The following is a 20626-nucleotide window of genomic DNA, read 5'->3' on the forward strand; positions in this document are numbered from 1 at the left end:
CTCCGACCACGCGCACCGCGTCGTCGGGCTCTACGGCGATCCCACCGTTTCCTGGAGCATCCTCCTGGAAGCGAACCTGTCTTCGGTTCTGACACCGGAAAAGGCGCGGACGCGGCTGGCGGTCGCGGTCGAGGAGCGGCCGTGGCTCGGCGCCGCGCCCGAGGTCGAAACCGTTCTCCGGAAAGACCTTCCGGCGACTCGCGATCGCTTCGCCGAGACGTCGTACGATCGCGGTGCGCCGTTGATCCGCGTCGCGACCGTCACCGACGAGCCCGTCGTGCTGATCGCCGCCCATCACGGCGTCCTCGACGGTCTCGGACTGCTCGCCGTGCTCGGAATCGCCCTCGACGTCCCGATCTCCTCCGCAGCCAAAGGAATCGGCGCGCGGACGGCGGATCGCTCCTTTCTCGCTTCGGCCTTTCACAGGCTCCTTGAGGCGCTTTTCGCGCCACCCGCGAGGATCACCCCGGAAAGGCTCGAAAGCGGCCCAGGAGATGTGTTCAGCGCCAGGAATCTCCCTCGCCTGAAGCTCGGCTCGTCGGCTTTCGCCGCCGCGGCCGCCACTTTGACCGAAACGTGGAACTCCCGGCGTGGCGAGAAGAGTTCGCGCGTGGTGGCCGCGGTCGGAGCGTCCTGGCGAGGCGGTGGCGCGCCGGAACCCGAGCACGACAGCGCCTTCTTCCGCCTGCGTCTCGGCAGGAATCCGAGCGCGGCCGAAGTAGGCGCGCTGCTGGCCGCGCGGCCGCCGGAACCCGACTTCCCCGCCCGCAGCAGCAGGATCGCGCGGCTGGGCACACGGCTCCTGGCGAGCAGGCTCGGGTCGACCTACCTGGTGTCCAATCTCGGCGTCGTTTCGGCGGCGGACGCGGTCACCTCGATCGCGTTCTATCCCGCCGCCAGTGGCCGGTCAGGCGTGGCGTTCGGCGCGACGACCGTCGGGGACACGAGCACCGTCACCGTGCGCGCACGCCGCAAGGACTTCGACGACGCCGCCACGGCCGGGCTGGCCGACGGACTCGTGGAAGCCTTGCGGCGTCAGCAGCCTGGGATGGGGGATGGCCACCCCGGCCACGTCGCGCACCAGTGATTCGAAGCGGTTCACGCTGTGTTCCCAATCGAACAGGCCCGCCCACGTGACGCCGGCCCCGCCCATCTCGGTCCGGCGTACCCGGTCGGCGAGCAGTCCTTCCACCTTCGCGGTGAAATCGTCGAAGTCGTCGGCGAGCAGGCCGGTCTTTCCCTCCACAATGGACTCGGCCACCCCGCCCGCCGCCCGGTAGGCCACGGACGGCACGCCGTGCGCGGCCGCCTCCATGATGACGATTCCCCAGCCCTCCTTGACCGACGGGCACAGGTGCAGCCAGGAGCGTTCCAGGATCTCGTGTTTCTCGTTCTCGTCCAGCCAGCCGTGCAGCCGTACCCGGTCTTCGACGCCGCGGTCACGGGCGTGTTTGCGCAGGACCTCCTCCCACGGACCCTGTCCGACGACTTCGAGCCGCAGCGTCGGCCAGCGCCGTGACAGTGCCGCGACGACGTCGATGGCGTGCTCGATCCGCTTGTGCGGCACCAGCCTGCTGACCGCGACCAGCGTCGGTTCGGTCTCCCGGACGGCCTTGCCGCGCGGGGGAGTGTCCAAACCGTTCGGTACCACGGTGATGCGTGAACCTTCGATACCGAGGCCGGTGAGTTCGCCCTTGGTGATCTCGGAGACCGTGACGTAGCGGCAGTGCCGGAACAGCCACGGCGCCAGCCGGGACTCGATCCACCAGCCGATCCGGCCCAGTGTCTCGCCGAGCGCGCTGATCCATTGCTCCCGGTGGACGTGGTGTACCAGCACCAGTACCGGGCAGCCCGCGACGAGCCTGGCGAAGAAAGGCATTCCGTTCTGTACGTCGATGACGAGGTCCGCGTGTGCCTTGCGGATCGCCCGGAGCGCGTGCGCGTAGACGCCGAACTTGTTGCCACGACGGCGATAGCGGACGCCGTCGCGCCATTCGCCCGCGTTCGCGCCCGGATAGGCCGCGCACTGGATTTCGACCCGGTAGCCCGCCTTCGCGAGCCCTTCGGCCATCCGCTCGACGTACCGCTCCGAACCGCCGCCCTCCGGGTGACCGGTGTCGCGCCAGTTGACGAGCAGCACACGTGGCCGTTCCATCGTGGTTCTCCCAACCTGTTAGCGACAATGCTAGGTTACCGGTGCGTACACGGTAGATGAATCATTCTCGGAAAGCGATGGTCCGATGGTCGGTAATCGGTCAGTAACCCGTTCGATGCCGCCTCATCGCGCCACCTTGCGCAGATCGGTGACGTTGTTCCGTACTTTTCTCACCGAGCAGACGGATCCCGACGGTTTCTACTCGGTGCTCGCCGAGGACTCGGTCCGGCAATTGGCTCAGCACACTCCGTTGAACGGCCGAACCATCGTCGACGTCGGTGGCGGCCCCGGCTATTTCTCCGACGCGTTCCGTGCCGCGGGTGCCACGTATCTCGGCATAGATCCCGACGTCGGCGAGCTGACGGCGCGAGGCGAGGCCGGTGAGAACATGGTCCGCGGCAGCGGGACGGAACTGCCGGTGCGCACCGGATCCGTGGACATCTGCTATTCCTCGAACGTCCTCGAACACGTTTCCGAACCCGAGGTCATGCTGGCCGAGATGTGCCGGGTGACCAAACCCGGCGGGACGATTTTCGCCTCGTTCACCCCGTGGTTTTCGCCGTGGGGCGGGCACGAGACCGCGCCGTGGCATTTCCTCGGCGGCTCCTATGCCAGGCGGCGTTATCTCGAAAAGACGGGGAAGGAGCCGAAGAACAAATTCGACGAGAGCCTGTTCGCCTTTTCGGTCGGCGCGGCCGTCCGGTGGGGGAAGGCCACGCCGCTCGCCGATCTCCAGAAGGTCTATCCGCGGTATCACCCCGCCTGGGCCCAGTGGATCGTCCGTGTTCCCGGCGTCCGGGAAATCGCGTCGTGGAATCTGGTGCTGGTGCTCCGAAAGCGCTAGCTCGTGGAAGATCTAGTGCCGTGAAGGTTCGCGGCGCCGCTTCACCAGGAGGAAGACCCCGAGCGCGAGGAAGACCGCGCCGGCGATCCCGAGCACGATCGGCCCGGTGCTGGAGATGAAGTCGAGTTTGCCCTTGTTCTCGTCGACCTGCTGCACCATCTTGTCGACGGTCGCGTCGGTGAAGGTCAGCGTGCCGTCGAAGACGACCGTGGGCGTGGGGTTCGCGGCGGACCGCAGTTCCTGGTGCGACCGCTGTTCCTGCTTGACCTGGATCCCGGTCGACGGCTCGATCCAGCTGGTGACGGTACCCCGGTAGAACTGACCTGCCTCGACGGAGTCGCCGGTGGCGCCGATGAGCGAACCCGGCACCTTCTTCGTCGAGATCTTCGTGTCAGGGACCTCCTGGACGAACTTGTAGACCTCGACGCCCTTGATCTCTTCGACGCCCTTGAACCGCGCCTGGACCGCGCGACCGGTGTTGTCGTCGTAGACCTGGTAGTCCTTCTGCTCGGTGCCGAAGGGGAACTTGAAGTTCAGGCCGGGCTGTGGCTTGTACTCCTGGATCTCCTTGGGCTTCTCGTTGTCCTTCTCGGCCTTTTCCTCGAGCTTGGTGACGAAACTGCTCTTGTCGGAGCACTTCGCCTCCTGGTCGCCGCCCGGCGGTACATACCCTTCCGCGGTGCGGCGGTCGAAGCAGACCTGCCGTTTGCTCGCGCTGACCACGGTGTCGTCCTTGGTGTCGACGACCGAGACGGCCAGCAGCCAGACGGCGACGTCCGTGCCCTCCCGCATCTCCGGCGGCGCGAAGTTCGCCACCACGTGGGCGGTCGCCTTCAGCTTCGCGTTGTCGCGGATCTCCGTGACCGTCTTGCCGCCCTCGGTCTTCACCGCGAGCACCTTGGCCGCGGTGCCTTCGAGGATCGACGTCGAATCCTGGTTCAGTGGCACTTTGGCGAGTTCGGGTTTCACGTACGTCGGCAGCGACACCGCGGCGGCGACGGCGAACACCCCTAAGGCCAAGAAGATCAGGCTCAACGCTCGTCGCAACGGTCCTCCTGGTGAAACCCGGGAAACATCGACATTACCCATCGGTAATCAGTCGCAAGATAGTGGCTCGCGGACCGGTCAGCGTCAAAGGTGTGACCGTCGGTCATAGGTACGTGATGCCACCGGAAGGCGGTAGCCGCGCCGCCATTCGGCGCAAGCAGCCAAACATGTTTGTTCCCGGGAACAACGGGAGCGGGACCACCATCGGACGACTTCTCCCCGAGTGGAAAGGAACTCAGTGCCGCCGGACCCGAACGATCCCCGCGCGCTGGACATCGGCGCGTATTCGGATTCCATCGCCGATGTCGAACTCCGCGACGCGGTCGCGGACGTCGCCGCATTGCTTTCGTTGCACGGCAACGTGATCCGTGATCTCGACGCCAGGAGATCACGATGGCGGCCCGGGCGGCGATCCCCGCATCCGGACATCGTCCTGTCCGCGGCCGGACGCCGTCCACAGTGGACGAGAGCGGCGAATCCCGAGGTGACGCTGCCGGTCGCCACGACGACTCGCGGCCGCACACTCGCGGTCCGGCTCACCGCCCGCCCCGGTCTCGGGCACACCCTGCTGGACCTCGCGAAGATCATCGACGCCGACATGGCGCCGGGCAGGCGAGGCTAGGGTTTCTCGTCCGCCAGGCGGACCGCTTCCAGCGCGACGTAAAGCTCGCCGACGTCGACCGGGTCGGACAGATCGCGTCTGGTCAGTTCCTGCACCCGCCGTAGCCGGTACCGGACCGTGTTCGGGTGGACGATCAACCGGTCCGCGGCCTCCTTCGCCGAGCCGTGCCCGGCGAACCACGCGATCAGGGTGTCCAGCAGGACCTGCCGTTCGGCCTTGGGCAGCACCAGAATCCCGGTGAGCACCGAACGTACGACGTCCCGCGACATCGCCGGCGCGCTCGCGACCAGGGTGGTGACGGGGGAGTCGCCGAAGACGGCCACCCCGGCGGTACCCGCCACCAGTGACCGGCGGGCGATCCTGGCCCGGTGGACCGCGTCCGGGACTTCGAGGAATCCGTTGAACGGCTTGCTCATCCCCACCGCCAGCGGCAGTGTGCCCAGCACGTCGCGCAGCCGCCGGACGTCCTCGACCCGGTCGATCATGACCAGTCCGATTCCGGCGCCCGGCCGCCAGGCCGACTTCCAGCGCCGTGCCCGCAGCAGCGCCTCGACGCCGGGTCGCTCTTTCGGCTCGACGGCTTCGGTCACGACGGCGACGAACGTGCCCGCCGCCGGGAGATCGAGTTCCTTGGCCGCGTTCTCGAGCTCCGCCTGGGTGGCGAACCGGCCTTGCAGCAGGCCGTCCAGCAGGGCGAGCTTCTCGTGGGAGAGTTCGGCGGCGACCTCGCTGTAGGCGGTGGTCAGCGCGTCGGAGTAGAGATCGATGGTCTTCCATACGTTGGAGTTGATCTCCACCGTGCGCGCGGGGTTGATGAAACCGGGGCCCGCCAGTTCCAGCAGGCGTTCGTAGACGAAGATCCCGCCGATCCGGAACGCCCGGAGCACGGACGGCAGCGGGATGCCCCGCCGGGCCTGCGCCAGTCCGGTCTTGCGTGCCGCGTCGAGCGGGAGTCCTCGCCCCTCGACGAGTGCGGTGAGCGCTCGTTCGAGGTTCGCCCGGCAGACCTTGCGCAGTTCGTCCGGCGCGGTGCTGTCGACCTGGTGGTAGAACTCGTCCTCGTCGCTGAGCAACCGGGCGAGGCGATCGCTGAACTCGGGCAGCCGGGTGAGCATCGCCTGCATGAGCTCGCGCTGCTCCCGGGGTGCGGGAGTAGCGAGAGCCTCAGTGCCCATTCGCCAACTCTAACCCGGCGAACCGGCCGCTTTTTATCACGATGCGACGAAAGGGCGCTTTCAGGTGCTGAGCGCGTCTGACAATCGGCGCAGCGTGTCGCGGGCCTGCCGCAGGTCCTCGGCGCTGACACCGCTGTCATCGAGCATCCCGAGGCGCTGCGATCCGCTCGCTCCCCACAGTCGTTCCAGTAGCCGCGAACCCTCGGGCGTGATGGCGTACAGGGGTGAGCGGCGATGCGCGGGATTCGGCTCCGCTCGCAGCTGACCGGCTTCGGTGAGGTCGTCCACGACTCGCTGGACGGCCTGGCGGACTTGGCCGAGCCGTCGCGCGATGGCGGGAACGGCGGCGGGTTCCTCCGACACCACGCTCAGTACGTGCCAGCGGGCCACCGTCGTGCCCTGTCCGGCCGCTTCGCGCTCGCTGATCCGGCGGCTCAAGCCCGCCAGCTCGTAGACGTCGGCGATCAGCAGCCGGTAGTCGCGCACCAGATCGGTCATGGTTGACAGCATACTGTCAAAATGGTCATCCTGGCCGCATGGACGTCACCGAGCGGATCGCCGCCGTGTTCACCGCCACCGGGCCACGCCCCGAGCTCGCCGCCCGGCTCGGCGTGTTCGAGCCGCTGATCGGCAGCTGGGACCTGGTGGTGCACAACTACGGCGAGGACGGGAGTGTCCGGACCGTCGACGGCGAATGGCATTTCGGCTGGGCGCTGGACGGCCGCGCGGTGACCGACGTGTGGATCAGCCCGGCGCGGGCGAGCAGGGTCGACGGCGTGGACGGCGAATGGGGGATGAGCCTGCGCTTCTACGACGAGAAGATCGACGCGTTCCGGTCGACCTGGCTCGGCCCGGGCAACGGCTGGGTGATCCCGTTCCTCGGAAAGCGGACCGAGGACGGTTTCGAGATCGAGGCCGACACCGACGGCGTCCGGCGCCGGTGGATCTTCTCGGAGCTCACCGCGGAGAGTTTCTCCTGGCGGGCGGAAGAAACGCTGCCGGACGAGGACCCCTTCGTCCGGCAGCGTTTCGAGGCGACGCGCGCGATCAGTGGTTGATCTTGAACCAGGGCTGCGACCAGCCGAGGTAGGTGTAGTTCCACGCGTTCTTGATCTCCGAGATGGTGGTCTCGGTGAAGCTGCCGGGGCCGTGGATGTCGTTCGACAGGAACTTGCCGCCGCCGATGGAGATCATCGTGTGCCCGGTGCCGCCGTTGCTGAAGAAGGCGAGCCCGCCCGCGGGGACCTGGGTGTCACCGGGGTGCTTGTACGTGGACGGGATCTGGGTCCAGTGCACGTAGGCCGTTTCCGAGCCGCTCGCGGTCCAGCCGTAGGCCCACGAGTTGATCCGGTCGCACCAGCGGTAGTAGTCGGGGTCGTTGTTGGTGTGCACGTGCTCCTTCGCCCACGTGACGGCTTCGGCGCAGGTCCGCCGGTTGCCGGTACCGGCGGTGGAGCAGGAGAGGGTGCTGCCGGCGCAGTCCGGGGCGACCCGGCCGTCCGAACCGGTGTAGACGTAGGCGTCGCTGATGTAGCCGCCCTTCGACGGCACGTAGTCCCAGATGTCGGTGGTGCCGTACTTGCCGGTCACCGTCGAGCCGTTCGTCTGGCAGTCGATCGTGACGGCGGTGCCGCTCGCGACCGTGCCGACCGAACTGGCCCCGGTGTTCGGGCTCGATCGGACGGTCACCGCGACCCCGGAGTCGGTGTTGACGGTGCCCGTCGCCGCCAGCGCCTCGCCCGCGCCGCCGAGCATGACGGCTCCGGCGATCGCGATCACGCCCATGGCGCCCCTGGCGATCCTCAATCGGATCTTCATCTTCGTCCTCCAGTGGTTTCCCCAGATGTGCGGACAGCATGGAGGACGCGCGTACAAGCGACGTACAAGTGTTCGATTGTCCGAAGTGGACGGTTCTATACCGGGACGAGTTCCGGTGCGGCGGCTTTTTCGACGTCCCGGACATCGTTCGCGTAACGGGCATTCCGCTCGGTGAGCAGCACGCGCAGCCGCGCGAGCGCCCGGAACTGGGCCGCGCGGACGGCGCCCGCGCTCGGCAGGCCGAGCCGCTCCGCCGTCTCCTCGGCCGAAAGGCCGAACACGAACCGGAGGGCGAGCACCTGCCGGTGCGGCATCGGCAGCCTGGCCAGCAGGAGCCCGGCCTGAAGGCGGTGCTCCAGCCGTTCGATCTCGTCGGGGTCGCGGCGGGCCCACTGGGTCATCCCGTCGCCGATCTCGGGGACGGAGGCGACCGGTTCGCGGGAGCGGCGCCGATAGAGGTCCGCCACCTTGTGCCCGGCGATCCCGAGGACGAACGCGAGGAACCGGTCCGGCCGATACCGGTAGCGCGGCAGGGCGATCAGGACCGCCTGCAGCACTTCCTGCACGCAGTCCTGCGCGTCGCAGGCACCCGTTCCGGTGTTCCCGAGCCTGCTGGAGCAGTAACGGAACACGTGCGGGGAAAGGAAACGAACCAGTTCGCGGACCGCGTCCGGGTCACCCGCGACGGCCGCGCGCACCAGCCTGCTTTCGGGGTTGGGCAGCCGTCCCGCCGTCGCGGCGGCACGGGAGTCCGCGGGTACCGTCGATGGCGCTACCTCGTCCAAGTCTGCACTCCAGGTTCACCGAACTTGCCGCGAAGGTGTGCGCCCGTCATCGGGGACTGGGACTTCGTGCGCGGTGATCCAGCTTGCCCTGCCGCTTAAGGGATGTCCACATGTTCGAGGGGAAGTCATCCGAACCGCGCAATGTCTACTGTGGACGATGCGGATGCGAACCCTTGAGGCAGGACAGGACCGGGGGATAGGCGGTGGTGTCGGCGCTGAGGAGATCCGACGTCCAGACCAGGCAGTGCGCGAGTACCCGGATCCGCTGGGCCAGATCGGCGTTCTCGCAGGCCTCGCCGATCTGGTCGGCGCACGTGTCGGTGTCGTCGCGGACGCTGGCGGCGATGGCGCGGGCGATCGCCGCCACCCTCGGATCGAGTTTGTCGGGCCGGACCGTCATCCCCGCCGGGTCGCGCAGGCGCAGGGTGAACGGTTCACGGATCCGCAGCGAACGTCGGCGATCCTTGGCGGCCAAGGAGAACGTGTCGACCAGCCGCCCGACGACGTCGTCGAGTGCGGGTCCTTGCCGGGTGGATGAGGCGGTGGACACCAATGCGGTGGCGAGCCGGTCGGCCTCGCCCGATCTGGTGAGTGAAAGGAGATCGCGGGCGATGGTGTGCGCCCGTCTGGGACTGGGTTTCATGTCGGGGGCCCCTCGTCGGTCGTGCCGACAAGCCGATACCCCGCAGGAGCGGGACTAAACCCGAATGTTCGCCGGATAGGGGCGTTTGGGGGTGCAGGTTGGTCCTTTCGGCTCAGTCCGGTCGTCGATTCTGTAACAGGTCGTGAGTGGCGATTCGGGTTCTATTGAGGGGTAAGTCAAACGTGTCGTGTCGCGGGCTGTGGTCGCTGCTGCCTACGCGTTTCCCTGGTGGTGAAGGCTTCCTTGCCTACGCTGACGGTAGTGAAGGAGCCCTTCACTACCGTCAGGCGTGATCCCTGGTGACAGTGGGACGGCTGTGACATCAACGTCCCGTCTTGAAGTCCGTGAAGGCCTCCTTGAGGGACCCAGAGTCCCTCAAGGAGGCCTTCACGGACTTGCCACCCACCACGCCACCTTTGCCTTACCCCTCAATAACCCGAATCGCCACTCACGACCACCTGTACCGAGGACGGACCCCGGTTAGCGCGTCAGCAGGTCCCGCACCGCCTTCACCACCTCCGACGGTGACTCTTCGGCCATGAAGTGGCCCGAAGTGACCGTCCGGTGGTCGAGGTCCCTCGCCCACGCTTCCCAGAGCGCGACGGCGTCGTAGCCGAGCGCGGCGCCCCAGTCCTGCTGGAGCACGGTGAGCGGCATGGCGAGCCGGTTGCCCGCTTCCCGGTCGGCCGTGTCGTGTTCGACGTCGATGCCCGCCGAGGCGCGGTAGTCGGCGACGATCGAGGTCACGGCGTTCCGTGACGCCTCCAGATAGGCGGCCCGGACGTCGGCCGGGATCACGTCGCCGCGCTGCGTCCACGCGTCGAGGAAGTGCCCGAAGAACGCGTCGGGCGCGGCGCCGATCAGGGTTTCCGGCAGGCCGGGCGGCTGCGCCATCAGGTAGAGGTGGAAGCCGACGGCGGCGCTGGTGCCGTGCAGCACGTCCCACATGTCCAGGGTCGGCAGCACGTCGAGGATCGCGAGGTGGCTCACCTTGTCCGGGTGGTCGAGGCCGGCCCGCAGGGCCACCAGCGCGCCCCGGTCGTGTCCGGCGAGGGCGAACTGGTCGTGGCCGAACGCCTTCGCGACGGCGACGACGTCGGCCGCCATGGTGCGCTTCGAGTAGGTCTCGCCGGTGTCGGCGGGCTTGTCGCTCTCGCCGTATCCTCGCAGGTCGGGGCAGAGAACCAGGTGGTCCGCCGCCAGATCCGCCGCCACGTGCCGCCACATGAGATGGGTCTCGGGGAAGCCGTGGAGCAGCACGATCGGGTCGCCGGCCCCGGCGACGGCGACGTTGAGTGCCACGCCGTCCGCCACGGGGACGCGCTGGTAGTCGAATCCGGTGATGCGCATGAGAACCTTCCTGGTCGTTCGCTGTCAGGTCAGCGTGCCGCGGGCGAATCAGCACCCGGTCAGCGGCGAACGAGCACCGCGGGCACGATGATCACCGTCGGTGAGCGAGGGAGGTGACGATGCGGTTCGGAGTGCTCGGCCCGCTCGTGGCCGCCGACGAGCGCGGCGAGGTCGGGCTCAAGGGGCCGCGGCACCGGGCGGTGCTGGCGAGACTGCTGATCGCCCGCGGCCGCGTCGTGCCGGTGGAACGACTGGTCGACGACCTCTGGGAGCGGCCGCCCGAAGGAGCGGTCGGCGCAGTCCAGACCTTCGTCGGAGCCCTGCGCCGCGCGCTGGAGCCGGGTCGCGCTCCTCGGGAACCCGCACGGCTGCTCGTCACGGTCGCCCGCGGGTACGCGCTGCGCGCGGAATCCGTCGACGCCTGGGAGTTCGAGGCCGCGGTGATCGCTGCCCGCGAGCTGATCGACGCCCGCCGTCCGGACGCCGCACTGTCGCAAGTGGACAACGCGCTCGCGTTGTGGCGCGGTCCCGCGTACGCCGAATTCGCCGAGGAAGGCTGGGCACGCGGCGAGGTCTCCCGCCTGACCGAACTCCGGCTGCAGGCACGGGAATCGCGCGCCGATGCCCTTCTCGCACTGGGGAGGGCGTCCGAGGCGGTTCCCGATCTGGAAGCGCAGGTGCGCGAACATCCGTTGCGGGAGAACGGTTCCCGGCTGCTGGCGTTGGCGCTTTACCGATCCGGACGGCAAGGTGACGCGCTGGCGGTGCTGAGAACGGCGCGCGAGGTACTCGCCGACGAACTCGGCATCGATCCTGGCGCGGGTCTTCGTGACCTGGAAGCCGACATCCTGGCACAGGCACCCCGGCTGGAGCCGTCCAGTCCCAAGCCGGTCGAACGGCCGCTGGTCGGACGGCAGGCGGAACTGGCCGAGCTGGAGGAAGCCGCGACACGGTCCCGGCTGGTGCTGATCTCGGGCGACGCCGGGGTGGGGAAGACCGCGCTGACCGAGGCCTTCTCCGCTCGCCTCGCCGCGCGGGGCTGGACCACGGCCTGGGGCGGCAATCCCGACGACGAGGGCCTGCCACCCGCCTGGGCGTGGACCCGGATCCTCGCCACGCTCGCCGACGCCGGATACGGTGCCGCGCCGACGGCGGACCAGGGCGCCGAAGATCCTGTGTCCGCACGCTGGCGATGGCATCGGGCGGTCGCGGCCTATCTCACCGGTGGCGCGCCACTCCTGCTGGTGTTCGACGATCTGCACTGGGCGGGCGAAGAAACGTTGGCGTTGCTGACGTCGGTGCTCGCCGAGCCCGGCGGCGGCCCCTCACTGGTCGTCGCGACCTACCGTGGCACCGACCTGCCTGCCCCGCTGGCGGATTTCCTCGGCCGGGCCGCCCGTGCCGAGCCGGCCAGGATCTACCTCGGCGGTCTGCCCGAGACCGGGATCGCGGACCTCGTCCGCGCCACGACCGGCGAGGACGTCGACCAGGAGACCGCCAGGGTGATCCACCGGCGCACCGGCGGGAACGCCTTCTTCGTGCGGGAACTCGCCCGCCTGCTGGCCACCGAGGGGCCGGCCGCGCTGGACGCGGTACCGCCGGGAGTCCGCGACGTCGTCCGGCACCGGGTCCAGGCGCTACCGGAAGCCGTACGTAACGTGGTGCGCCGCGCCGCGGTGATCGGCACGGACGTCGACCTGGACGTACTCGAAGCCCTGACCGGGGAAACCGCGCTCGACGCGGTCGAAAGCGCGGCCCAGCGCGGATTCCTGACCGAGACGGCGCCGCATCGGTTCCGCTTCGCGCACGCTCTCGTGCGGGACACGCTCTACCACGACCTCTCCCGTTCGCGGCGGGCCCGCGAGCACGGCGAGATCGCCGAAGCGCTGGAAAGCCTGCGCCCGGGCGACGTCAACGCCTTGGCGCACCATTTCGTGCTGTCCGAGGAGCACCCCGATCGCGCCGCGCACTACGCGCGGGCCGCCGCCGAACGGGCGGAAAGCCGGTTCGCGCCGGCGGAGGCGGTCAGGCTGTGGGACGCCGCGCTGACCGCGTACGACCGGTCCGGCGCCTCCGGCACGGAGACGCGGCTGGAGCTGATCATGGGCAAGGCTCGGGCGTCGGCCGTGTCCGGTGGCCTCGGCCAGGCGCGGCGGCATCGGGCCGAAGCGCTGGAACTGGCGGAAAAGCTGGACGATCCGCCCCTGACCGCGCGGGTGATCGGCGCCTTCGACGTCCCCGCGATCTGGACCGAAAGCGACGACCCGGATCTGGCTTGCCGGATCGCGGACGCCGTCGAACGGACACTCGCCGCGTTGCCCGCCGATCGGGAAGCCGAGCGTTGCCGTCTGCTGGCGACGCTCGCCGTCGAGCTGCGGAACGCGGGCGGGCGAAGGGCTCGTGAGGCGGCCGAAGAAGCCGAAGCACTCGCACGACGCCTCGACGACCCGGCACTGCTGGCCTTCGCGCTCAACGCCCGGTTCCTGCAGTCCTTCGACCGGGCCGGACTCGCACCGCGGCGGGCCGAGATCGGCGAGGAACTGGTCGATCTCGCCGCGCGGCACCGGCTGGTGACGTTCGAGGTGCTCGGACATCTCGTGCTCATGCAGGCGAACAGCGCGCTCGCGGAGTTCGCCGCCGCGGACCGGCATGCCGCGTCGGCGGACGAACTCGGGGAGAAGTACGGCGCTCCGCTCGTCGCCGTGTTCACCCGGTGGTATCACGCGATGCGGACCGCGATGACCGGTCCCGGCGGGGAAGCCGCCTATCGCGCCGCGGCGGCCGGGCTCGCCGGGACGTCGATGTCCGGAGTGGACAACGGGATCCTCGCCCTCGCGCTGTACTGCGACCGGCTCCAGCGAGGCTTGCCACGTGAAGCGCGCGAAGAGAGTTACGGCGCTTACGAAAGCTGGTGCCGTCCGGTACTCCCGATCCCGGACTCACCCCGCGACCTGCTGTACGAAGCCCGCACCTGCCTGCATGCCGTCGTCGCGCTCGAACTCGGCGACCGGACGGCGATGGAGCGGCTGTATGCCGAACTCCTGCCCGCCGCCGGAGAGATCGCCGGGGCCGGAAGCGGGATGCTCACCCTCCGGCCGGTCGCGCACTACCTCGGCGACCTGGCCGCCGCTCTCGGCCGCCACGAAGCGGCCGCGGCACACTACCGGCAGGCATACGCCATCGCGGTGAAGGCGGGCTCGCCGCATTGGGCGGCCGCGGCGCGCCAGGCTTCGGGTTAGCTCACTTTTCGCGCATCGCGCGCCGGATCTCGGCCAGCTTGTCCTTGGCGGCCTTGTCGCGATCGGCGATCTTCTTGTCGAGCGAGGCCACGTCCTCCTTGCCGCCGAGGCCGGCGAGTTCGGTCGAACCCAGCGAGGTCGTGTACCGCTGCTCGATCCGGTCCCGCACGTGGTCGAACGAAGGCACCCCGGATTCGCTGTAATCCGGCTCCGGGACCTCCACCGGCGCCGCAGGAGCCTCCTCGACAATCTCGGCGTCGATCACTTCCGGCGTCTTGTCCGGGTCCTTCTCACTCATCGTCCACTCCGTCCTTCGTGCCAGGGCACGGCTTCGGTCATCAACCCGAGCATGCCCGAGACCAGTCGCATCTGGTCGACCGTGCGGATGTCGGCTTCGACCAGTCGCGGCGAGCAGACCACGATGGCGAGCGCCTGCGCCCGCGAGAGTGCCACGTTCAGCCGGTTGCGGGACAGCAGGAAGTCCAGGCCACGCGGCAGATCGACCGCCGACGACGAGGTCATCGTGGTGATCACCACCGGCGCCTCCTGGCCCTGGAACCGGTCGACGGTGCCCACCCGCACGCCGGGGAATCCCGCCTGGTCCAGCGCGCGGGCCACGACCCTGGCCTGCAGGTTGTACGGCGCCACGACGACGATGTCCTCGTCACCGAGCGGCCGGGGCTCGCCGTGGTCGGTCCAGGCACGCCCGTGGAGATCCGCCACGATGGCGACGACGGCTTCGGCCTCTTCGACCGAGCGCGTCGTGTTGCCGTGGTGGTCGACTTCGGCGAGGTACAGCCCGGCCTCGACGCCGTTGATCGACCGTTCGGCCGCCGAGGGATGCGAGTGCAGGCGGCCCGCGTAGGACAGCCCCGAGACCGGCGCGCAGACGGCCGGGTGCATCCGGCGGGTCTCGTCGAGGAAGTAGCCGAGTTCGGCCGGGATGATGTCGGCCTCGCCGATCAGATGCCCGAGCGCGGACGCTTCGGCACCGGCGGGATGTGTGCCCTGCACGACCTGCGGCAACTGCTGCGGATCGCCCAGTAACAGCAGGTTCTTGGCGCACATCGACACCGCGAGCGCGTCGGCGAGGGCGAACTGGCCTGCCTCGTCGATGATCAGCAGGTCGAACGGCTCTTCGCGGATCGCGGCGTTCGCGAACGTCCACGCGGTCCCGCCGACCAGATGGCCGGTGTCGTGCTCCTCGCGCCATTTCACCAGCGCGGGATTGGTCTTCGGCTGCTCCCACGGCGCCGCCGGATCCGGGGTCCGCTTGGCGCGTTTGGCGCACGGCAGGTCCGGCGCGTTCTTCATCGCGGCGGACAGCACGTTCTCCACGGCTTTGTGGCTGGTCGAGGTGACGGCGATCGTCTTGCCCGCGCGCACGAGCTTCGCGATCAGCCTGCCCGCCAGGTACGTCTTGCCCGCGCCAGGCGGGCCCTGGACGGCGAGCGCCGAGCCGTCGAGCGCTTCGACGGCCTCGATCACCGTGCTCACCAGATCCGTCCCGGGCTCCGGGAGGCTCCGGCCGTCACGCAGCCGTGGCGTCGTGCGCCGGAGCAGGTCGACGCCGGGGTGAGCGGGCAGCGCCGGCAGCGCGTCGACGACGAGCCGGGCGAGGTCCGCGACCGCGTCGTCCTTGGGGGAGGGCCGCACCGGGCTTCCCGGCAGCACCGCTACCGGGCGGTCCGCGGTGGTCTCGTCGGGCGCGCAGCTCTCTTCGAGGGTCAGCTCGACGGCGGTGGCGGAGACGACCTTCGCGTCCCGTGCGGCGGCTCCGTACCGCAGGCGGACGTCGTCACCGGGGGCGAAGGGATGCGGCCGATCCGGATCGCAGCGGAGCGTCAGTGAACGTTTGGCCTTGCGGACCCGGCCCGAAGGCGGCACCCATTCCCCGGCCTCCATGGCCACCGGGACGGTGCAGGCGTTGTCGGTCTCCAGCTCGCCGAGCGGGGCCGCCAGCTGGCGGAAGTACTCCCACCACGCCGGATTCGTCTCGCGGCGGTGGTAGCCGACGGACGCGGCGAGCAGCGCGCGGGCGCGGTCCTCGCCGGTGAACTCGGCCGGATCGTCGGGCAGCCCGTCCAGCAGCGGATCGACCAGTGCGGCCAGTTGCGCGGCGCGTTCGGCGCGTTTCTGGGCGACGACGTCCGCTTCGGTCTCGCGGAGCAAAGCGTCCACATCGGACTCTTCCGGCGGCTCGGCGAGCGGGATCCCTTCCTCGGCGCGGATCTTGTGGAGGAACTCGAACAGCCGCAGCGTGGAGACGCAGTCGTATTCGTTGTAGTCACCGATGCCGCGCAAGACCTCGTCCGCTTGCCCGGTCTCGCCGGAGGCGGTGAGCGTCAGGTAGTCCTCGTAGGCTTCGATACTCGAAACCGCCGTCTTCACGTCGCCGTCGCGAGCCTCCGGCATGTAGAGCGGTTCGAGGTATTTGATCGAGTACGACCGCTGCGAGACCCGGAGTGCCTTGCGTACCACGGCGTACAGATCGACGAGCCCGCCGCTGCGCAGCAGGTGGTCGACGGCGTCCTCGCGGGTCCCGTGCACGGCGGCGAGCCGTTTGATCGCGGTGACCTCGTACGGGGCGTAGTGGTAGACGTGCGAACCGGGATGCTCGGCGAGCCTTGCGGTGGCGAAGTCGATGAACTCTTCGAAGGCGCGTTTCTCCTGCGCCCGGCTGTGCGCCCAGAACGGCGTGAACTTCGTGTCCTCTTCGGCGGTCACCGCGCCGAAGAGGTATTCGAGCCCCTCGCCTGCCAGGGCGTACGGGTCGCCTTCCATGTCGAAGAAGACGTCGCCGGGCGCGGGTGGCGGTAATTCCGCCAGCGCGTCCGGATCGATGATCTCGTAGGCGATCTCGCCGGTGTCGTCCTGGCGGACTTGGATCGCGGCCTGGGCGCGCAGCGTGGTGAACGACGTCGCCGAGATGTCACGCGGCCGGTCCTCCGGTGTGGCGGCCGCGAGCGCGTCGATGGTGCCGAGGCCCGCCGCGACGAGTTTGCGCCGCTGGTCGCCGCGCATCCCCGCCACCAGCGAAAGATCGCGATCGGCCTCGCGGGCGCTCGCGCAGTGCGCGGCGTAGGAACAGCCGCCACAGGCCGGCCGTTCGTCGGCCCACAGCGGGACCGGCAGGGTGGGCGGCCTCCGCAGCCGGTTCTCCAGCCGGGCGCGGAGCCGGTCCACCAGCGGCAGGAAGTCGTCGACGCGGAACGAGCGGGTGCTGTGGTCACCGAGCAGCAGGTGCATTCGCGGGCCGCTGGGCCACCCCGCCCGGCGCAGGGCGTCGGCGTACGCGGTCAGCTGCACCACGGCCGCCGGCTTCGCGTGCCTGGCGAGCTTCGTGTCGTACACCTCGTAGCGGCCTTCGTCGTCCCGCATCAGGAAGTCGGCCCGGCCGGAGAACTCGCCGTCGTGGAAGACGGCCTGGTAGATGACCGGGGTACCGGCCCGCAGCGCTTCTTCGGTGGCCTTCGCGGCGACGACCGGGTCCCGCTCGTCGATTTCGACGACGGCGCTCCGCTCGCCGCGCAGCTTGTCCAGCGTCGCGGCCTCGTGGGCTCGCCCGTGGGTGACCGCCAGCTGATCCGGCCCGGAACCCGGCCGGGGCGCTCCCGGGACACCGGCGGCCAGCGCCTGGTTCAGGATGCTGCGGTGCTCGCATTCGAGCAGGTCGGCGAGATCGGACGGGGTGTACATCGCCCGGGAGTCTGACATGGACTCCCGCGCGGGCGACCCCGGCACGCCGGAGTCAGCCGGAGGTGTGGTCGAACTTCAGATGTGAGGTGATCCGGTAGCGGTCGCCACGGTAGATCGAGCGGGTGTACTCGATCACCCGGCCACCCGGGTCGCGGGTGGTGCGTTCGAACAGCAGCGCGGGGGAGTGCTGCGGGACGCCGAGCAGCCCGGATTCGTCGGCGTCGGTGACGGTCGGTTCGGTGACCTGCAAGGCCGTCGCGGGCAAGATCTCGTATCGCGTGCGGAGCAGTTCGTAGAACGAGCCGGACTCGAAGTCGGCGCGCGTGATGTCGGGCACCAGATCCCGTGGGACGAGGATCCGCTCGATCGCCATCGGCGCCTCTTCGACGATGCGGACGCGAGTGACCGCCACCAGTGGGCAGGCGGGCGAGACCTCGAGCCGTTTGCCGAGCCTGGCGCCCGCGGTCAGGATGGCGAAGTCGACCACCCGGCTGGTCCACTCGCCCTCGGCGGGCGGGGCGAACTGGTCGCCGCCGGTGGCGGGCAGGAAATCCTGGGAGATCTTGCGCGGCGCGGTGAACGTGCCGCGGCCGTGCTCGCGGACGAGGAGGCCGTCCCGCGCGAGTTCGTCGATCGCGGCCCGCAAGGTGGGGCGCGAGACGCCGATTTCCATGCTCAGTGCGCGTTCCGAAGGCAGGACCTCACCCGGCTGCCGCCGCTCGATGAGCTTGCGCAGCCGTTCCTTGACCTCTGTCCGCCGCATGACCACAGCTTAGCCAGTGGTCGTCCTGAATTGGCTGGTGGACAACTTGTCTAGACCTATTGACTTTACCACTTTCGCGGGCGACCTTGGTAAAAACTGACCAGTGGTAAAGGAGGCAGCGATGCCTAAGTTCCGTCTCACCACCTTGGCCGTCACCGCCCTCTCGGTCGCCGCGCTCGGACTGGCGCCTGGTATCGCGAGCGGGTCGGCGGCATGCGGGGCGCTGTTCGACGACTTCCACTACGCCTCGCACACCGACGGGCTGCTCGGGCAGCACGGCTGGCAGGTGCGCTCGGGTGGCGGCGGACCCGGCGTCGCGGGCGCGCGGTGGGCTCCGGAAGGCATCACGTTCCCGACGTCCGGCGGGGACAAGGTGCTGCAGCTGGCTTCCACCACCGACGGCACACCCGCGGGCACGACGCAGACCGAGATCATGCAGCCCGACCGGCGATTCTTCGAAGGGACCTACGCGGCACGGATCCGGTTCTCCGACACGCCGGCGTCCGGCCCTGACGGCGACCGGATCAACCAGACGTTCTTCACGATCAGCCCGCTCCGCTACGACAACGACCCGATCTACAGCGAACTGGACTTCTCGGAGTACCTGCCCAACGGGGGATGGGGTGAAGCTGGGCCGGTCAATTTCCAGACCAGCTGGCACACCTACACGCCGGATCCTTGGTACGCCGAGAACAAGAGCGACAGCCAGCGGCGCAGCATCGACGGCTGGCACTCCGTGGCCGCGACGGTGTCCGACGGCCACGTGCGGTACTACATCGACGGCGCGCTGGTGGCCGACCACGATCGCGGCGGCCCGTTCGACGTGTACCCGAGGCAGGCCATGTCGCTGAACTTCAACCAGTGGTTCATCGACCTCACGCGGCACGCCGGCGGCACGAGCACCTACCTGGAGCAGGTGGACTGGGTCTACTACGCGAAGAACGAGGTCCTGACACCTCAGGCGGCCGCCGAGCGGGCCGCGTCGTACCGGTCTTCAGGTGTGCGGTTCACCGACGATCTCGGTGGTTGTTAGATGTGACCGGGGTTCTGTGGGAGCGAGGAGTGCGGTGGAGCGGCTGACGGAACGATTCGAAGAGCACCGGACGAGGTTGCGCGCGGTCGCGTACCGGATGCTGGGCTCGGCCAGTGAGGCGGAAGACGCCGTCCAGGACACGTGGCTGCGGCTCAACCGGACCGACGCCGAGGAGATCGAGAACCTCGGCGGCTGGCTGACCACGGTCGTGGCGCGGGTATGCCTGAACGTGTTGCGCTCGCGTGACCACCGGCGGGAAGAGCCGCTCGACGACGCCTTCTCCGAGCCCGCTGACTCCTCAGTGGACCCCGCCGCCGATGCGGTGCTCGCCGACTCGGTCGGCCTCGCGATGCTAGTGGTCCTGGAAACACTGGCGCCCGCCGAACGGCTCGCGTTCGTCCTGCACGACATGTTCGCCGTGCCGTTCGACGAGATCGCCCCGCTGATCGACCGCACCCCGGCCGCCGCCAGGCAACTCGCGAGCCGCGCGCGGCGCCGCGTCCAAGGCCGCCCCGCCACCACGGAACCGGACCTCGCTCGACGCCGCCAAGTCGTCGACGCCTACCTGGCCGCGGCCCGCGGCGGGGACTTCGAAGCGCTCCTCAAACTGCTCCACCCCGACGTCGTCCTTCGCGCCGACAAGGCGGCAGGTCCATCGCGCGCGCCGATCTTCCTGCGCGGTGTCGACACAGTGGCTCGTGGTGCGGCGGCCGCTTCGGTTCGGGCGGCTGTCACTCAGCTCGCGCTGGTCAACGGCGGCATCGGGCTCGTGATGGCCGACGAGGGCAGGCCGTCGGTGGTGCTCGCGTTCGCTTTCGTGGACGGGAAGATCAGCGAGATCGACGTCATCGCGGACTCGGAACGGTTGCGGGCGTTGGATCTGGTGATTTTGGATTGATCGGCGGGGTGCGATTCGGTCGCGGCAATGTCGGAGGGGACGTCCGGAAATGCTCGACGCCATGTGGCGGAGGAGTCACGGGCTTATCGGGATGCTTATCAGCGGGATCGGGACCGAGTCCTGTATTCATCCGCGTTCCGGCGGCTGGCCGGTGTCGCGCAGGTCGCCGCTGTCAACGGCTCGCTCTTCGATCGGTTGATCGCTTGCTGGGAGAAGTCGCCGAACAGTCCGAGGATTCCCATCCAGCTCCGGGTGATCTATCGCGACATCGCAAGTGACGAAGTGGCCCGCGGGGAGGTCGAAGAGTTCGATGTTCGGTACCTGGTTCAACTGAGAGGGCTTGGTGAACCGAAGGTCGCGAGCCTGGCCGTGCTGCGGACATGCCGAGGGGCCCGTCGCCGGTGGTGGCCGGCGGGCTCCTCGGGGTCAGCGTTGGTTGCGGCGGGGTCGCTGTAGGGGATCGAGATCAATGCCGTTAAGTTACCGTTTGTCGATTCCTGTATCTGGCTTTGAATTTGATGCGTGTCGTAGCGTCGGAAATGCTTGGCGATGATT

The 20626-nt window shown here is 69.1% G+C and carries 18 protein-coding genes; 6 read left to right on the forward strand and 12 right to left on the reverse strand.

The genetic code is table 11. The features are described from left to right. Positions 1-907: 907 nt before the first annotated feature. Positions 908-2140, reverse strand: coding sequence for a glycosyltransferase family 4 protein (locus ACZ7KI_RS33775; RefSeq protein WP_470277104.1), 1233 nt, complete (start codon positions 2138-2140; stop codon positions 908-910). A gap of 163 nt (positions 2141-2303) precedes the next feature. Here ACZ7KI_RS33775 and ACZ7KI_RS33780 point away from each other — a divergent pair, with 163 nt between their 5' ends. Next, positions 2304-2999: a class I SAM-dependent methyltransferase gene (locus ACZ7KI_RS33780; protein ID WP_470277086.1), complete on the forward strand. Its 696-nt coding sequence runs from the start codon at positions 2304-2306 to the stop codon at positions 2997-2999. 12 nt (positions 3000-3011) lie between these two features. Here the strand turns inward: ACZ7KI_RS33780 and pgfA are convergent, their stop codons facing one another. Beyond that, a complete protein-coding gene (pgfA, locus tag ACZ7KI_RS33785; protein WP_470277087.1) occupies positions 3012-4046 on the reverse strand; it encodes a cell envelope lipid trafficking protein PgfA in 1035 nt (344 codons plus the stop codon). Positions 4047-4284: 238 nt separating this feature from the next. On the opposite strand from pgfA, the gene ACZ7KI_RS33790 reads away from it, so the two are divergent. Continuing rightward, positions 4285-4668 carry a hypothetical protein gene (locus ACZ7KI_RS33790; RefSeq protein WP_470277088.1) on the forward strand — a complete coding sequence of 128 codons (384 nt, stop codon included), beginning with the start codon at positions 4285-4287 and terminating at the stop codon, positions 4666-4668. Here ACZ7KI_RS33790 and ACZ7KI_RS33795 read toward each other — a convergent pair. After that, on the reverse strand, positions 4665-5843 hold the full coding sequence (locus tag ACZ7KI_RS33795; RefSeq protein ID WP_470277089.1) for a PucR family transcriptional regulator: 1179 nt from the start codon (positions 5841-5843) through the stop codon (positions 4665-4667). The genes ACZ7KI_RS33790 and ACZ7KI_RS33795 overlap by 4 nt on opposite strands. 60 nt (positions 5844-5903) lie before the next feature. Then, a complete protein-coding gene (locus ACZ7KI_RS33800; RefSeq protein ID WP_470277090.1) occupies positions 5904-6341 on the reverse strand; it encodes a MarR family winged helix-turn-helix transcriptional regulator in 438 nt (145 codons plus the stop codon). Between the two features lie 38 nt (positions 6342-6379). On the opposite strand from ACZ7KI_RS33800, the gene ACZ7KI_RS33805 reads away from it, so the two are divergent. After that, a complete protein-coding gene (locus ACZ7KI_RS33805; RefSeq protein ID WP_470277091.1) occupies positions 6380-6901 on the forward strand; it encodes a hypothetical protein in 522 nt (173 codons plus the stop codon). Here ACZ7KI_RS33805 and ACZ7KI_RS33810 read toward each other — a convergent pair. From ACZ7KI_RS33810 to ACZ7KI_RS33825, 4 genes are all read right to left on the reverse strand, one after another. Next, positions 6891-7661, reverse strand: coding sequence for a hypothetical protein (locus ACZ7KI_RS33810; RefSeq protein ID WP_470277092.1), 771 nt, complete (start codon positions 7659-7661; stop codon positions 6891-6893). The genes ACZ7KI_RS33805 and ACZ7KI_RS33810 overlap by 11 nt on opposite strands. Positions 7662-7756: 95 nt before the next feature. Next, a complete protein-coding gene (locus ACZ7KI_RS33815; RefSeq protein ID WP_470277093.1) occupies positions 7757-8446 on the reverse strand; it encodes a sigma-70 family RNA polymerase sigma factor in 690 nt (229 codons plus the stop codon). Between the two features lie 145 nt (positions 8447-8591). Next, positions 8592-9089 (reverse strand): hypothetical protein, encoded by a 498-nt coding sequence (locus ACZ7KI_RS33820; RefSeq protein ID WP_470277094.1) that lies wholly within the window; start codon positions 9087-9089, stop codon positions 8592-8594. Between the two features lie 480 nt (positions 9090-9569). Further along, entirely contained in the window at positions 9570-10439 is an 870-nt protein-coding gene (locus ACZ7KI_RS33825; RefSeq protein ID WP_470277095.1) for an alpha/beta fold hydrolase, read from the reverse strand. A 119-nt stretch (positions 10440-10558) separates the two neighbouring features. Here ACZ7KI_RS33825 and ACZ7KI_RS33830 point away from each other — a divergent pair, with 119 nt between their 5' ends. Further along, positions 10559-13678 carry a BTAD domain-containing putative transcriptional regulator gene (locus ACZ7KI_RS33830; protein ID WP_470277096.1) on the forward strand — a complete coding sequence of 1040 codons (3120 nt, stop codon included), beginning with the start codon at positions 10559-10561 and terminating at the stop codon, positions 13676-13678. A gap of 1 nt (position 13679) precedes the next feature. On the opposite strand, the gene ACZ7KI_RS33835 is transcribed toward ACZ7KI_RS33830, so the two are convergent. From ACZ7KI_RS33835 to ACZ7KI_RS33845, 3 genes are read right to left on the reverse strand one after another with little or no spacing between them, the layout of a single operon-like run. Next, entirely contained in the window at positions 13680-13976 is a 297-nt protein-coding gene (locus ACZ7KI_RS33835; protein ID WP_465506070.1) for a hypothetical protein, read from the reverse strand. Further along, entirely contained in the window at positions 13973-17377 is a 3405-nt protein-coding gene (locus ACZ7KI_RS33840) for a TM0106 family RecB-like putative nuclease (protein ID WP_470277105.1), read from the reverse strand. Before ACZ7KI_RS33840 ends, ACZ7KI_RS33835 begins: the two co-directional genes overlap by 4 nt. Positions 17378-17429: 52 nt before the next feature. Next, on the reverse strand, positions 17430-18140 hold the full coding sequence (locus ACZ7KI_RS33845; RefSeq protein WP_470277097.1) for a GntR family transcriptional regulator: 711 nt from the start codon (positions 18138-18140) through the stop codon (positions 17430-17432). Between the two features lie 121 nt (positions 18141-18261). Here ACZ7KI_RS33845 and ACZ7KI_RS33850 point away from each other — a divergent pair, with 121 nt between their 5' ends. Both ACZ7KI_RS33850 and ACZ7KI_RS33855 read left to right on the forward strand, forming a co-directional pair. Then, complete coding sequence (locus ACZ7KI_RS33850) at positions 18262-19173, forward strand: glycoside hydrolase family 16 protein (protein WP_470277098.1); 912 nt, start codon at positions 18262-18264, stop codon at positions 19171-19173. A 34-nt stretch (positions 19174-19207) separates the two neighbouring features. Continuing rightward, a complete protein-coding gene (locus tag ACZ7KI_RS33855; protein ID WP_470277099.1) occupies positions 19208-20071 on the forward strand; it encodes a sigma-70 family RNA polymerase sigma factor in 864 nt (287 codons plus the stop codon). Between the two features lie 326 nt (positions 20072-20397). Here the strand turns inward: ACZ7KI_RS33855 and ACZ7KI_RS33860 are convergent. Beyond that, on the reverse strand, positions 20398-20626 hold a 229-nt coding region (locus tag ACZ7KI_RS33860; protein ID WP_470277100.1), incomplete at its 5' end, for a hypothetical protein.

It is taken from the genome of Amycolatopsis sp. NPDC039088, assembly GCF_055598845.1.